Source organism: Mycobacterium sp. NPDC003449, assembly GCF_053588415.1.
Genome location: NZ_JBSFPX010000189.1, coordinates 1 through 14471, shown reverse-complemented (window position 1 = coordinate 14471; position 14471 = coordinate 1). Strand labels below are relative to the sequence as shown.

At 69.1% G+C, this 14471-nt stretch carries 15 protein-coding genes; 11 read left to right on the top strand and 4 right to left on the bottom strand.

All coding sequences use genetic code 11. The annotated features are described in order from the left end of the window. Positions 1–144: 144 nt before the first annotated feature. Together ACWDTP_RS31875 and ACWDTP_RS31870 are read left to right on the top strand one after the other, a co-directional pair. Positions 145–1479, top strand: a complete 1335-nt coding sequence (locus ACWDTP_RS31875; RefSeq protein ID WP_450027211.1) for a M20/M25/M40 family metallo-hydrolase — start codon at positions 145–147, stop codon at positions 1477–1479. 21 nt (positions 1480–1500) lie between these two features. Continuing rightward, positions 1501–2022 carry a YbhB/YbcL family Raf kinase inhibitor-like protein gene (locus tag ACWDTP_RS31870; RefSeq protein ID WP_450027210.1) on the top strand — a complete coding sequence of 174 codons (522 nt, stop codon included), beginning with the start codon at positions 1501–1503 and terminating at the stop codon, positions 2020–2022. 64 nt (positions 2023–2086) lie between these two features. Here the strand turns inward: ACWDTP_RS31870 and ACWDTP_RS31865 are convergent, their stop codons facing one another. Genes ACWDTP_RS31865 through ACWDTP_RS31855 form a run of 3 tightly spaced genes read right to left on the bottom strand, consistent with a single transcriptional unit; the run spans position 2087 to position 4418 of the window. Beyond that, positions 2087–3163, bottom strand: a complete 1077-nt coding sequence (locus ACWDTP_RS31865) for a quinone-dependent dihydroorotate dehydrogenase (protein WP_450027209.1) — start codon at positions 3161–3163, stop codon at positions 2087–2089. Beyond that, the gene (locus ACWDTP_RS31860; RefSeq protein ID WP_450027208.1) at positions 3163–3432 is read right to left on the bottom strand and encodes a DUF5703 family protein; all 270 of its coding nucleotides are present in this window, start codon (positions 3430–3432) and stop codon (positions 3163–3165) included. Before ACWDTP_RS31860 ends, ACWDTP_RS31865 begins: the two co-directional genes overlap by 1 nt. Next, entirely contained in the window at positions 3429–4418 is a 990-nt protein-coding gene (locus tag ACWDTP_RS31855; protein WP_450027207.1) for a YncE family protein, read from the bottom strand. The genes ACWDTP_RS31860 and ACWDTP_RS31855 overlap by 4 nt, the downstream gene beginning before the upstream one ends. Positions 4419–4580: 162 nt before the next feature. On the opposite strand from ACWDTP_RS31855, the gene ACWDTP_RS31850 reads away from it, so the two are divergent. The 8 genes from ACWDTP_RS31850 to ACWDTP_RS31815 all read left to right on the top strand — a co-directional run bounded on the left by ACWDTP_RS31850 (position 4581) and on the right by ACWDTP_RS31815 (position 10949). Further along, a complete protein-coding gene (locus ACWDTP_RS31850) occupies positions 4581–4892 on the top strand; it encodes a hypothetical protein (RefSeq protein ID WP_450027206.1) in 312 nt (103 codons plus the stop codon). 45 nt (positions 4893–4937) lie between these two features. After that, a complete protein-coding gene (locus ACWDTP_RS31845; protein ID WP_450027212.1) occupies positions 4938–5768 on the top strand; it encodes an undecaprenyl-diphosphate phosphatase in 831 nt (276 codons plus the stop codon). 10 nt (positions 5769–5778) lie between these two features. Further along, positions 5779–6450: a histidine phosphatase family protein gene (locus tag ACWDTP_RS31840; protein WP_450027205.1), complete on the top strand. Its 672-nt coding sequence runs from the start codon at positions 5779–5781 to the stop codon at positions 6448–6450. Between the two features lie 37 nt (positions 6451–6487). Continuing rightward, positions 6488–7075, top strand: coding sequence for a DUF3090 domain-containing protein (locus ACWDTP_RS31835; protein WP_450027204.1), 588 nt, complete (start codon positions 6488–6490; stop codon positions 7073–7075). Then, complete coding sequence (locus ACWDTP_RS31830; RefSeq protein WP_450027203.1) at positions 7059–7889, top strand: SCO1664 family protein; 831 nt, start codon at positions 7059–7061, stop codon at positions 7887–7889. Before ACWDTP_RS31835 ends, ACWDTP_RS31830 begins: the two co-directional genes overlap by 17 nt. Positions 7890–7939: 50 nt before the next feature. Further along, entirely contained in the window at positions 7940–8698 is a 759-nt protein-coding gene (locus ACWDTP_RS31825) for a 3'(2'),5'-bisphosphate nucleotidase CysQ (RefSeq protein ID WP_450027202.1), read from the top strand. A gap of 104 nt (positions 8699–8802) precedes the next feature. Then, entirely contained in the window at positions 8803–10041 is a 1239-nt protein-coding gene (mshC, locus tag ACWDTP_RS31820) for a cysteine--1-D-myo-inosityl 2-amino-2-deoxy-alpha-D-glucopyranoside ligase (protein ID WP_450027201.1), read from the top strand. A gap of 26 nt (positions 10042–10067) precedes the next feature. Further along, positions 10068–10949: an SDR family oxidoreductase gene (locus ACWDTP_RS31815; protein ID WP_450027200.1), complete on the top strand. Its 882-nt coding sequence runs from the start codon at positions 10068–10070 to the stop codon at positions 10947–10949. Between the two features lie 16 nt (positions 10950–10965). On the opposite strand, the gene ACWDTP_RS31810 is transcribed toward ACWDTP_RS31815, so the two are convergent. Further along, on the bottom strand, positions 10966–11841 hold the full coding sequence (locus tag ACWDTP_RS31810) for a PAC2 family protein (protein WP_450027199.1): 876 nt from the start codon (positions 11839–11841) through the stop codon (positions 10966–10968). A 443-nt stretch (positions 11842–12284) separates the two neighbouring features. Between ACWDTP_RS31810 and metH the strand changes: the two genes are divergently transcribed. Beyond that, on the top strand, positions 12285–14471 hold a 2187-nt coding region (gene metH / locus ACWDTP_RS31805; RefSeq protein ID WP_450027198.1), incomplete at its 3' end, for a methionine synthase.

Genomic DNA, 14471 nt, shown 5'->3' with positions numbered 1-14471 from the left:
AGCGCGTCTGCCATTCCGCCACTCGGACCTGCCCAACCTCGCGGGTTGGGCGCCTAAGGCTATCGGATCGGGTGGCGTTGGCCCAAACCGGACCCGACGCGGCCGGCCCCACCCAACGGCGACGGCAGTGGTACGAATGGGACTGTGACCCTCCCCGCGGCCGCCACCGATGAGGTCGTCGACCTCGTCAGTGCGCTCATCAGGTTCGATACCTCCAACACCGGTGATCCGGCCACGCTCAAACCCGAGGCCGAGTGTGCCCGGTGGGTGGCCGAGAAGCTGCAGGAAGTCGGCTACCAGACCGAATACGTCGAGTCCGGCGCGCCCGGCCGGGGCAACGTGTTCGCCCGGCTGCCCGGGGCCGACCCGTCCCGAGGGGCCCTGATGATCCACGGCCACCTCGACGTGGTGCCCGCCGAGCCCGCGGACTGGAGCGTGCACCCGTTCTCGGGTGCGGTCGAGGACGGCTATGTGTGGGGCCGCGGCGCGGTCGACATGAAGGACATGGTCGGCATGACGATTGCGGTGGCCCGGCATTTCAAGCGGGCCGGCATCGTGCCCCCGCGTGATCTGGTGTTCGCCTTCGTCGCCGATGAGGAGCATGGCGGAACCTTCGGCGCCCAGTGGCTGGTCGACAACCGGCCCGACCTGTTCGAAGGGGTGACCGAGGCGATCGGCGAGGTCGGCGGGTTCTCCCTGACCGTGCCCCGCAAGGACGGCGGCGAGCGCAGGCTGTACCTGATCGAGACGGCCGAGAAAGGTCTGGCCTGGATGCGGCTGTCGGCGCGCGGTCGGGCCGGGCACGGTTCGATGGTGCACGACGACAACGCGGTCACCGCGATCGCGGGTGCGGTGGACCGGCTGGGCCGGCACCGGTTCCCGCTGGTGCTCAACCCGGCGGTGGAGCAGTTCCTGGCCGCGGTGGCCGAGGAGACCGGCTACACCTTCGACGTGGACTCCCCGGATCTCGACGTCGCCATCGAGAAGCTCGGCCCGGTGGCCCGGATCGTGTCGGCCACGCTGCGCGACACCGCCAACCCGACCATGCTCAACGCCGGCTACAAGGCCAACGTGATCCCGGCGACCGCCGAGGCGATGGTGGACTGCCGGGTGCTGCCCGGCCGAAAGGCCGAGTTCGAGCGACAGGTCGACGAGCTGATCGGTCCCGGCGTCACCCGCAGCTGGGAGCGGGATCTGCCGTCCTATGAGACGACGTTCGACGGCGATCTGGTCGACGCGATGAACGCGGCGCTGCTGGCGCTGGACCCCGACGCCCGCACCGTGCCCTACATGATGTCGGGCGGAACCGACGCGAAGTCGTTCCAGCGGTTGGGGATTCGCTGCTTCGGCTTCGCGCCGTTGCGGTTGCCGCCCGATCTGGACTTCGCCGCGCTGTTCCACGGTGTGGACGAGCGGGTGCCGGTGGACGCCCTGCTGTTCGGGACGAACGTTCTGGAACACTTTCTCAAGCACTGCTGAAGACACTACGAAGGGGACGATATGAGCACGCCGTACGACAATCTGCCGAACCTGCCGACCTTCACCCTCACGTCCGAATCGGTGACCGACGGCGGGCCGCTGGCCAACGACCAGGTCAGCGGGATCATGGGCGCCGGCGGATCCGACGTGTCACCGCAGCTGAGCTGGTCCGGGTTCCCGGCCGAGACCAGGAGTTTCGCGGTGACGGTGTATGACCCGGACGCCCCGACCGGATCGGGATTCTGGCACTGGGCGGTGGCCGACCTGCCGGTCTCGGTGACCGAGCTGGCGGCCGGTGCCGGTGACGGCGGCCCGCTGCCGGGGGGCGCGGTCACCCTGGCCAACGATGCGAGTGCCAAGCGTTTCATCGGTGCGGCACCGCCGGCCGGCCACGGCCCGCACCGGTATTTCATCGCGGTGCACGCGCTGGATGTGGACAACCTCGACCTGCCCGACGGCGCCACCCCCGCCTATCTGGGCTTCAACCTGTTCGGCCACGCCATCGCCCGGGCCGTCATCCACGGCACCTACGAGCAGAAGTAGGAGGCTCACCCTCCCTGCGCGAGCAGACGCGAAACTGCCTGTTTTCCGCGGAATTTGGGCAGTTTTACGTCTGCTCGCGAGGATTGGTGGCGGAGCCGACGGCCTCGCTCGGCGACGCGAACCCGCCGGCGTGCAGCCGCTCGGCGATCCCGTCCTGAATCCGCTTGGCCCACATCCCTCCGCCGTAGATGAATCCGGTGTAACCCTGTAGCAGCGAGGCGCCGCCGACGATCCGCTCCCAGGCATCGTCGGCGGTCTCGATACCGCCCGCGCTGATCAACACCAGCCGGTCGCCGACCCGGCGGTACAGCCTTTGCAGCACTTCGACCGAGCGCCGGGCCACCGGCCGTCCGGAGATCCCACCCGGTCCGAGCTCGGCCACACCCGGGGTGACCAGCCCGTCCCGCGACACCGTGGTGTTGGTGGCCACGATTCCGGCCAGCCCCAGTTCCACTGCCAGGTCGGCGATCTCGTCGATATCGGCATCCGAGAGGTCGGGGGCGATCTTGACCAGCACCGGTTTGGTCGTCTCGGCCCTGACCGCGGCCAGGATCGGCCGCAGCGAGCCGACCGCCTGCAGGTCGCGTAGCCCCGGCGTGTTGGGCGAGCTGACGTTGACCACCACGAAGGCCGCCAGATCGCCCAGCAGCCGGGCGCTTTCGGCATAATCGCGCTGCGCGTCGTCGGCGGGGGTGAGCTTGCTCTTGCCGATGTTCACCCCGATCGGCACGTCGGGGGTGTGCCGGGCCAGCCGCTCGGCCAGCGCGGCCGACCCCTCGTTGTTGAAGCCCATCCGGTTGAGCAGGGCATGGTCGTCGGGCAGTCGGAACAACCGGGGTGCCGGATTGCCGGGCTGGGCCCGCGCGGTGACGGTGCCCACCTCGGCGAAGCCGAATCCCAGTGCGCCCCAGGTGTTCAGGCCGACGCCGTTCTTGTCGAATCCGGCGGCCAGTCCGAGCGGGCCGGGGAAGCGCACGCCGAACACCGTGCTGGCCAGTACCGGATCGCTTGGTGCCAGCCAGCGGGACAGGGCGCGGCGCGTGGCCGCCGGTGCCGTCGCGAGCCGCAGCACCCGGAAAATCCACACGTGAATCCGTTCCGGGGGCACCAGGAACATGGCCCGCCGCAGCGCGCGGTACATCACAGGGCCGGCTGGTCCGGTGTGCCCGGCGTGGAGGTGGCGTTCTTCTTACGGCGCAGCAGCACCCGTCGGCTCCCGTCTGTGTAGGCGCGCACCCTGGTCAGTTCCCAGCCGCGGTACTCGGCTTCGATGGAGAGCCGGATCGAGGCGTTGATCCTGGTGACATCGGGTGGCAGCCGCAGCGGTATCCAGTCGTACTCGTCGGAGAGGTCCTCGGCCACCACCTGCTGCCAGGCGTGCGGCATCCGGCCGCGGTGCAGGGTGGTCATGGCAGCCTGCCCGCGTTGGCGATCGTCTGCACGCCCGCTCCCGAACCGGACACCACGTAGAGCGTGCCGGATGCGTCGTCGTAGGCCAGGGAGTTCGGTTGCTGCACGGTTCGATAACGCACCTTCTCGACGGGGATGCCGGTGGCAAGATCGTAACCAATGACGATGTTGGCGGCGGTCTGTGACACCCAGGCCAGCCCGGACGATCCGGCAAGGCCGTACGGCGCCGCGGGCACCGGATAGCGCTGCCGCAGGATCAGCGGCCCGGTACCGAAGACCAGCAGCGCGCCGCCGCGGGTATCGGCCACCAGCACCCGGCCCTGCGGGTCCGCGGCCATCGTGGTGGCGCCCTCACCGGCCCGCAGCGCGTGTTCGGCCCTGGTCCCGCTGGGGTTGATCGCGGTCACCGAGGTCTGGCCCCGGTCCAGGACCACCGCGGTATTGCCTTGGGTGACAAGCGCATCGACGCGGGCGAAGTTCTGCAATTCGGCTTCGACGGTGCCGTCGGCGCCCACCGTGTACACCGCGCCATCGGCGCTGCCGAGGACGGGTTTGCCGTCGGCGCGCAGCGCGACCGCGGTGAAATCGACCTGCTGCCCGCCGTCCACATCGACCCTGGCGGCCTTCGCGGAGGCGATGTCGAGCCGGAAGTAGCCGCCGCGAGCCGACAGCAGCAGCCCGCCCCTGCCGTCCCCGGTCAGCGCCGTCGCGGTCGACGGCAGCTCAACGGTGCGCGGCCGGGCGGCACCGGACAGCAGCGTCACCGTCGACCGGCCCTGCGGCCCGGGGGCCAGCACCGCCAGCGTGGCCGTTGCTGAGTCGAAGATCGCGGCCTGCGCATCGCCGGCCAACGGGACGATCTGCCCGGCCGGTTTCTCGGTCGCGGGCGGAGAAACCGCGGCCCGTGCGGGCTCGATCGTGGGCGGCGGCGTGTCGGCCGGGGTCGACGTACAGCCCGCCGCGAACAGCAGGACCAGTGCAGCCACGCTGGCGCGAACCGGCTGAACTGCAGTGATTGGGCGCAAAGGAGGTCTCTCGGTCGGCAATGGTCGTTTTTGGTAAAGCGGTCTTCCAGTCTATGCGTGGCCTGGCCAGGGATTTAGTCGCGTATGCAAGCAGATCGCCATAAGTGGAGGTATGGTTCGACCATGACCCTCGCCGCGGACCGCTACCTGGGTGGCCGAGAGTTTGCTATCGAGGACATCTCCACTGGTGTCCACGCCAGTGGATTTGGCCAGGTTGGCGACGGCCGGACATTTTCGTTCCACATCGAGCACATGCAGCTCATGGTGGAGGTGTACCGCCCACGGCTGTCCGGACCGGTGCCCGCCGAAGAGGACGTGGTGGCCGTCGCCACCCGCAAGTTGACCGATATCGATCTCACCGATGAGCGGAGCCTGTCGGCCACGGTGCGCGACGCGGTCGCCGACGCGCAGCCGGTGCCGCGCACAGCTCGCTGACACCGACCTCACGGTACGGTCGTCGACGTGATTGACCTGCCTGCCATGTCGTGGCTCCAAGTGATCGTGCTGTCGATTGTGCAGGGGCTCACCGAGTTTCTGCCGGTCTCGTCCTCGGGACACCTGGCGATCACCTCACGGATCTTCTTCGACGACGACGCCGGAGCGTCGTTCACCGCGGTCACCCAGCTGGGCACCGAGGCCGCCGTGCTGGTCTATTTCGCCAGGGACATCGCCCGGATCGTGCAGGCCTGGTTCGCCGGCCTGTTCGACCAGGCCCGCCGCAACGCCGACTACCGGCTGGGCTGGTTCGTCATCGTCGGAACCATCCCCATCGGGGTGTTCGGGCTGCTGTTCAAGGACGAGATCCGCACCGGCGCCCGCAACCTGTGGCTGGTCGCCTCGGCGCTCATCGTGTTCTCGGCCGTCATCGCGGCGGCCGAATACTTCGGCAGGCAGACCCGCCGCGTCGAGCAGTTGACCTGGCGGGACAGCATCGTGGTCGGGCTGGCCCAGTGTCTGGCCCTGGTGCCGGGCGTATCGCGGTCGGGTGCCACCATCAGCGCCGGGCTGTTCCTGGGCCAGGATCGCGAGCTGGCGGCCCGGTTCGGCTTCCTGCTGGCGATCCCCGCGGTATTCGCCTCGGGATTGTTCTCGCTGCCCGATGCGTTCCATCCGGTCGGGGAGGGGATGAGCGCCAGCGGGCCGCAGCTGTTGGTGGCGACGGTGATCGCATTTATCGTCGGGTTCGCCGCGATCGCCTGGTTCCTGCGGTTCCTGGTATCGCACAGCATGTACTGGTTCGTCGGATACCGGGTACTGCTCGGCGCGGTGGTACTCGCCCTGCTCGGCACCGGCGTGGTGTCGGCACAGTGAAGGCGGTTTCATGACCTTGATCTTGTTGCGGCACGGCCGCTCGACTTCGAACACGGCCCACACCCTGGCCGGCCGGTCCGAGGGGATCGACCTCGACGAGCGCGGTGTCGAGCAGGCCGCCGGTGTGGTGGCGCGGATCGGTGACCTGCCGGTCCGCGCGATCGTGCGGTCGCCGCTGCTGCGGTGTGAGCGGACGGTGGCACCGCTGGCCGATGCGCTCGGCCTGCAACCCGTGGTCGACGAGCGGCTGACCGAGGTCGACTACGGCAACTGGACCGGGCGCAAGATCGGCGATCTGGTCAAGGAGCCGCTGTGGGGCGTCGTGCAGCAGCAGCCCAGCGCGGCGGTGTTCCCCGACGGCGAAGGCCTGGCGGCCGTGCAGGCGCGGGCCGTGGCCGCGGTGCGCGAACGGGACCGGGCGCTGGCCGCCGAGCACGGGGGTGATGTGCTGTGGGTGGCCTGTACCCACGGCGATGTGATCAAGGCGGTCCTGGCCGATGCGCTCGGCGTGCACCTGGACGGGTTCCAGCGCATCACCGCCGATCCCGCGTCGATGAGTGTGATCCGTTACACCGACCTGCGGCCGTTCGTCGTCCATACCAACCACACGGGTCCGCAGTTGAGCGCGGGACTGGTCGCCAAACCGGCCACCGACGCGGTCGTCGGCGGGTCCACCGACTGACCCCGCCGTAGGCGATACCGGTATTTTGGAAGGTGCCATGGCCCGCGCTATTCACGTTTTCCGCATGCCCGACCGCTTTGTGGCCGGGACCGTCGGCCAACCCGGTAACCGAACGTTCTACCTGCAAGCTGTGCACGATAAGCGGGTGATCTCGGTGATTCTGGAGAAGCAGCAGGTCGCGGTGCTGGCCGAACGCATCTCCGCGCTGCTGGTCGAGGTGAACCGCCGATTCGGCACCCCGATCCCGCCCGATACCGGCGAGGTGACCGATCTGCGGCCGCTGGTCACGCCGGTCGACGCCGAGTTCCGGGTCGGCACGATGGGGCTGGGCTGGGACTCCGAGGCCCAGACGATCGTCGTCGAACTGCTCGCGGTGTCCGAGGGCGAGTTCGACGCGTCGGTGGTGCTCGACGACGCCGAGGAAGGCCCGGACGCGGTGCGGGTGTTCCTGACGCCCGAGTCCGCCAGGGAGTTCGCTGCGCGCTCCAACCGGGTCATCTCGGCGGGCCGCCCGCCGTGTCCGCTGTGCGATGAACCGCTGGACCCGGACGGCCACATCTGCGTCCGCACCAACGGCTATCGGCGCGGCGAGGTGGCCGGAACCGAAGATGACGCCGACGGTTGACGGCGGGTCCGACGACGGCACGGTGTTGCGATGCGGCGAGCTGACGGTGATCGGACGGATCCGCTCGGCCAGCAACGCCACCTTCCTGTGTGAGGCCCACCTGGACGGTCGGCGGGTGCACTGCGTGTACAAGCCGGTGCGCGGTGAGGCCCCGCTGTGGGACTTCCCGGACGGTACCCTGGCCGGCCGGGAGCTGGCGGCCTATCTGGTCTCGGCGGCGCTGGGCTGGAATGTCGTTCCCTACACCATCATTCGTGACGGTCCCGCCGGTTCCGGCATGGTGCAGAAGTGGGTGGATCAGCCGGGGGACACCGCGGAGGTGGAAAGCGAGGAGCCCACCGGTCCCGATCTGGTTGACCTGTTGCCCGCCGGTCGGGTTCCGCCCGGGTTCCTGCCGATCCTGCAGGCCTACGACTACCACGGCGACGAGGTGACGCTGGTGCACGCCGACGACCCGCGGTTGTTCCGGCTGGCGGTGTTCGACGTGCTGATCAACAACGCCGACCGCAAGGGCGGCCACGTCCTGGCCGGTGTCGACGGGCAGGTCTACGGTGTCGACCACGGCGTCAGCCTGCACACCGAGGACAAGCTGCGCACCGTGCTGTGGGGCTGGGCCGGTAAGCCCGTCGACGGCGAGACACTGGCCGGCGTGCGGGCGCTGTATGAGGGGTTCGCCCGCCTCGACGAGCAGCTGGGCGACCACATCACCGACCATGAGATCGCCGCATTGGAAGCCAGAATCATTGCGCTGCTCGATAATCCGGTGATGCCGACTCCCGACCGGCACCGGCCGATCCCATGGCCGGCGTTCTGAGGACGAACCCCGATCCGGCACCCGGTGGGCGCGCCACCGATACTGATCCGGTGACCCAGACCGACGCCGACCTGGCTGCCGAGGTGGCCGAGGAGGCCGGCGAACTGTTGCTGGGTGTGCGCGAGGAGATCGGCTTCTACGATCCGTACTACCTCGGCGACGAGGGCGACCGCCGGTCGAACGACCTGATCCTGGACCGGCTGGCGCGGGCCCGCCCCGCCGATTGCGTGCTCAGCGAGGAGGCCGCCGACAACCCGGCCCGGGTCGGTGCCGACCGGGTGTGGATCGTCGACCCGGTCGACGGCACCAGGGAGTTCTCCCTACCGGGCCACGAGGACTGGGCCGTGCACATCGCGCTGTGGCAGCGCTCGGCCGGGGTTCACGGCGGCCTCTCCGATGCCGTGGTGGCGCTGCCTGCCCGCGGCGAGGTGTACCGCAGCGATACCGTCGCGCCGCCCCCGCCGCGGAGCGACGGGCCGATCCTGATCACCGCGAGTGCCAACCGGCCGCCCCCGGTGTTGTGGCGGATGCGTGAGCACCTCGATTTCCGGCTGGTCCGGATCGGTTCGGCGGGCGCCAAGGCGATGGCGGTGGTGCGGGGTGACGTCGACGCCTACATCCACGCGGGCGGCCAATGGGAGTGGGATTCGGCGGCGCCCGCGGGCGTGGTCACCGCGGCCGGCCTGCACGCGTCGCGGCTGGACGGCTCACCGCTGGTCTACAACCGCGCTGACCCGTACCTGCCGGATTTTGTGATGTGCCGCGCCGAACTGGCACCCGCCCTGCTCGCCGCGATCGGTGCAGCGTAGGGCGCGTGGGGAATGGATTCGGGCGTGCCGTTGTCTGTCTTCGTGAGATGTGCGGGACCGACCGGTAGGAGGCCGTCCTGAGCGAGCACCTTAGAGTCGAGGCCATGCAATCGTGGTCGGCACCGTCAATCCCGGTGCTCGGCGGCCGGGGCCCGCAGTTGCGGCTCTACGACAGCGCGGACCGCCAGATCCGCCCGGTCTCGCCGGGGCCGACCGCCACGATGTACGTGTGCGGCATCACCCCGTACGACGCCACGCATCTCGGGCACGCCGCGACCTATCTCACCTTCGACCTGGTGCACCGGATCTGGCTGGACGCCGGACACGGCGTGCACTATGTGCAGAACATCACCGATGTCGATGACCCGCTGTTCGAGCGGGCGAAACGCGACGGCATCGATTGGCGTGACCTGGGGGACCGCGAAACCCGGTTGTTCCGCGAGGACATGGCCGCGTTGCGGGTGCTGCCGCCGCGCGACTACGTGGCCGCCACCGACGCCATCGACGAGGTGGTCGAGATCGTCGAGAAACTGCTGGCGTCGGGCGCGGCCTACGTGATCGACGACCCCGAGTATCCGGACGTCTACTACCGGGCCGACGCCACCGTGCAGTTCGGCTACGAGTCCGGTTACGACCGCGAGACCATGCTGCGGTTGTTCGGTGAGCGGGGCGGCGATCCGGACCGGGCCGGTAAGGGCGACGATCTCGATGCGCTGTTGTGGCGGGCCCAGCGGCCCGGCGAGCCGAGCTGGCCGTCGCCGTTCGGCCCGGGCAGGCCCGGGTGGCACGTCGAGTGTTCGGCGATCGCGCAGAGCCGCATCGGGACCGGCCTCGACATTCAGGGGGGCGGCAGCGACCTGATCTTCCCGCACCACGAGTTCTCCGCGGCGCACGCCGAATCCGCAACGGGGGAGCGGCGATTCGCCCGGCACTACGTGCACGCCGGGATGATCGGCTGGGACGGGCACAAGATGAGCAAGAGCCGGGGGAATCTGGTGCTGGTGTCGCGGTTGCGCGCCGACGGCGTCGATCCGTCGGCGGTGCGCCTGGGGTTGTTCTCCGGACACTACCGGTCCGACCGGTCCTGGAGCGCCGAGGTGCTCGACGAGGCCGAGGCCCGGCTCGCCCGGTGGCGCAGCGCGGCCGCGCTGCCGGCGGGCCCCGACGCGACCGATGTGGTGGCCCGGGTGCGGCAGTATCTGGCCGACGATCTCGACACACCGAAAGCTCTTGCCGCGCTGGATGGTTGGACAACCGACGCGTTGACCTACGGTGGGCATGACACCGAGGCGCCACGGACCGTGGCGACCGCGGTCGACGCGCTGCTGGGTGTGGACCTGTAGCCGGTCCGGCGGTACGTTAGGCCGCCATGGGTAGCAAGCACGCAGTGCACGGCAAGGTCGTCCTCATCACCGGCGGCGCCCGCGGGGTCGGCGAGGAAGTGGCCCGGCGGCTGCGCGGGAAAGGCGCCAGACTGGTGCTCACCGACGTCGACGAGGCGCCGCTGGCCGCCCTGGCCGCCGAACTCGGCGACGAGCATGTGCAGACCGCCATCGCCGATGTGCGCGACCTGCCTGCCATGCAGAAGGCCGTGGACGCGGCCGTCGAGCGGTTCGGCGGCATCGACATCGTGATGGCCAATGCGGGCATCGCCAGTTTCGGATCGGTCGCCCAGGTCGATCCCGAGGCGTTCAAACGGGTCGTCGACATCAACGTGACCGGGGTGTTCAACACCGTGCGGGCCGCGCTGCCCTCGGTCATCGAGCGGCGCGGCTATGTGCTCGTGGTGTCCTCGCTGGCGGCGTTCACCTCCGCACCCGGCCTGGCCGCCTACCACGCGTCCAAGGCCGGCGCCGAGTACTTCGCCAACACCCTGCGCCTTGAGGTCGCCCACCGCGGTGTCGATGTCGGGTCGGCGCACATGAGCTGGATCGACACCCCGCTGGTCCAGGACGCCAAGTCCGATCTGTCCACGTTCCGCGAGATGCTGGCCAAGATGCCCGGCCCGCTCAAGCAGACCACCACCGTGGGCAGATGCGGTGCGGCCTTCGTCAAGGGCATCGAGGGCCGCAAGAGCCGGATCTACTGCCCCGGCTGGGTGGGGTTGTTCCGATGGATCCGGCCGGTGGTCGCCACGCCGCTGGGAGAACGCGATATCCGCAAGTTCACGCCCGACCTGCTGCCAAGGCTGGACGCCGAGGCCGCCGGCCTGGGCCGGTCGACCAGCTCACGGACCGAGAAGTTCTCCTGAGGCCGAGCGGCGCCGTCTAGCGGCCCCTTCGCCGCAGGTAGCGCTCGAACTCGGCGGCCAGCGCGTCGCCGTCGATCTTGCCGAGCGCCTCGTTCATATCGACCTCGGCGTCGCCGCGTTCCTCCAGCGACTGCACGTATTCGGCGATCTCCTCGTCCTCGGTGGTCATCTCGGTGACCGCCTGCTCCCACTCCTCGGCCGCCGCGGGCAGATCGGCCAGCGGCACCTCGATGTCGAGGGCATCCTCCACGCGGCGCAGCAGGGCCACCGTGGCCTTCGGATTGGGCGGTTGCGACACGTAGTGCGGTACCGCCGCCCAGAACGTCACCGCGGGGATGCCCGCCTGCACACAGGCGTCCTGGAACACCCCGGCGATGCCGGTCGGGCCCTCGTAGCGGGTCTCCTCCAGCCCGAAGACCTTCGCCGAATCCGCCGAGTAGGCCGCACCCGACACCGGGACGGGCCGGGTGTGCGGGGTGTCGGCCAGCAACGCTCCCAGGATGATCACGGTCTGCACGCCGAGCTTGTCGGCGATCGCGAGCAGTTCCGCGCAGAACGTCCGCCACCGCATATTGGGCTCCACGCCGTGCATCAACACGATGTCGCGGTCGCTGCCCGGGGGGCGGCAGTGTGAGATCCGCATCGACGGCCACACCAGCTCCCTGGTCACGCCGTCGAGTTGCCGGATCACCGGCCGGTTCACCTGATAGTCGTAATACGACTCGTCGTCGATCTCGACGATCGGTTCGGCCTCCCAGATCGCGTCCAGATGGTCCAGCGCGTCACTGGCCGCATCGCCGGCATCGTTCCAGCCCTCGAAAGCCGCCACCACGATGGCATCTTTCAGCTCAGGCAGGTCGGAGGGCCGGCCATGGTTCGGGTACGACGTCACACTGTCAGCGTAAGCCCTGGGTGGTACCGACGAGCCCGTTGTGGCGGCGGGTCGCCTCGGGCCCCAACCGGCTATTTGATAGACGGGCTATCCTGTTGATGTGACTGCCGCTGACAAATCCGCTTACGGCACCGACCGGCCCGACACCCGGTCGCGGCGTATGGTCGTGGGCGCCGGCGCCGTCGAGACGAAATACGTTCGGCGGCAATCCGGTTAGCCTTGGTGGCCACGACATTGACGGCACGATCCGCGAGTCGCCGCCGAATGGCGGGTATCGCCGAGCGGGTCGGGTCGGTCGCGGCGACGAGTTGGGCGTCCAGACGTCGATCGGGTGACGACGTAGACTTTTCTGGTCGAGAGGCGTTGCAACGGATCCTGGTTCCGCCGGTATCCGCCACGCTCGGCAGAGACAAGGACGCCTTCCGTTACGGAAGGAGTGCACTGTGAACGCGCCACGGGCCAACAACGCCGGGTCGACCATCGGGGAGCCGAATATCCGCCCCGACTGCACCGACGACCTGACGGCCACGCTGCACCAGCGGATCATGGTGATCGACGGCGCGATGGGCACCGCGATCCAGCGGGACCGCCCGGACGAGGCCGGCTACCGCGGGGAGCGGTTCAAAGACTGGCCCAGCGATCTCGTCGGCAACAACGATCTGCTCAACCTGACCCAGCCGCAGATCATCGAGGGCATCCACCGCGAGTACCTCGAGGCGGGTGCCGACATCCTGGAGACCAACACGTTCAACGGGACCGCGGTCTCGCTGTCCGACTACGGGATGGAGGAGCTGAGCTACGAGCTGAACTACGCGGGCGCGGCCCTGGCCCGTAAGGCCTGCGACGAGTTCAGCACCCCGGAGCGGCCCCGTTACGTGGCAGGCACCCTCGGGCCGACGACGCGGACCGCGTCGATCTCCCCGGACGTCAACGATCCGGGGGCCCGAAACGTCTCCTACGACCAACTGGTCGCCGCCTATCTGGATGCCGCCACCGGCCTGGTCGACGGTGGCGCCGACATCATCCTCGTGGAGACGATCTTCGACACGCTGAACGCCAAGGCCGCGGTGTTCGCCATCGAGACGCTGTTCGAGGACCGCGGGCGCCGCTGGCCGGTGATCATCTCGGGCACCATCACCGACGCTTCCGGACGGACCTTGTCCGGTCAGGTCACCGAGGCGTTCTGGAATTCGGTCAGGCACGCCAAGCCGATCGCGGTGGGCCTCAACTGCGCGCTCGGCGCACCGGAGATGAGGCCCTACATCGCCGAGATGTCGCGGATCGCCGACACCTTCGTCTCGTGCTATCCGAATGCGGGCCTGCCCAACGCCTTCGCCGAGTACGAGGAGTCCCCGGACAGCCAGGCCTCCTACATCGCCGAGTTCGCCGAGGCCGGCCTGCTGAACCTGGCCGGTGGGTGCTGCGGCACGACGCCGGCCCACATCGCGAAGATCGCCAAGGTCGTCGAGGGTAAGGCGCCGCGTGAGGTACCGCAGATCCCGGTGGCCACCCGCCTGTCGGGCCTGGAGCCGCTCAACATCACCGAGGACTCCCTGTTCGTCAACATCGGTGAGCGCACCAACATCACCGGCTCGGCCCGGTTCCGCAACCTGATCAAGGCCGAGGACTACGACACCGCGCTGTCGGTGGCGCTGCAGCAGGTCGAGGTCGGCGCGCAGGTCATCGACATCAACATGGACGAGGGGATGATCGACGGCGTCGCCGCGATGGACCGGTTCACCAGGCTGATCGCCTCCGAGCCGGATATCAGCCGGGTCCCGGTGATGATCGACTCCTCCAAGTGGGAGGTCATCGAGGCCGGCCTGAAGAACGTGCAGGGCAAGCCGATCGTCAACTCGATCTCCATGAAGGAGGGCGAGGAGAAGTTCGTCCGCGAGGCCCGGCTGTGCCGCAAGTACGGGGCCGCGGTCGTGGTGATGGCCTTCGACGAACAGGGGCAGGCCGACAACCTGGAGCGCCGCAAGGAGATCTGCGGGCGCGCCTACCGGATCCTGACCGAGGAGGTCGGCTTCCCGCCCGAGGACATCATCTTCGACCCGAACTGCTTCGCGCTGGCGACCGGTATCGAGGAGCATGCGACCTACGGGATCGACTTCATCGAGGCCTGCGCCTGGATCAAGGAGAATCTGCCCGGGGTGCACCTGTCCGGCGGTATCTCCAACGTGTCGTTCTCGTTCCGGGGCAACAACCCGGTACGTGAGGCGATCCACGCGGTGTTCCTCTACCACGCCATCAAAGCTGGCCTGGACATGGGCATCGTCAACGCCGGTGCGCTGGTGCCCTACGACTCGATCGACCCCGAGCTGCGGGACCGCATCGAGGATGTCGTGCTGAACCGTCGCGAGGATGCGGCCGAACGGCTGCTGGAGATCGCCGAACGGTTCAACAAGGCCTCGGGCAAGGACGAGGACCAGGGAGCGGCCGAGTGGCGATCTCTCCCGGTCCGCGAGCGCATCACCCACGCCCTGGTCAAGGGCATCGACGCCCACGTAGACGCCGACACCGAGGAACTGCGGGCCGAGATCGCCGATGCGGGTGGCCGCCCGATCGAGGTGATCTCCATGGCCACCCCCGTCACCCGCCGCCTGCCGGCGGTGCTCGCCGCAGGC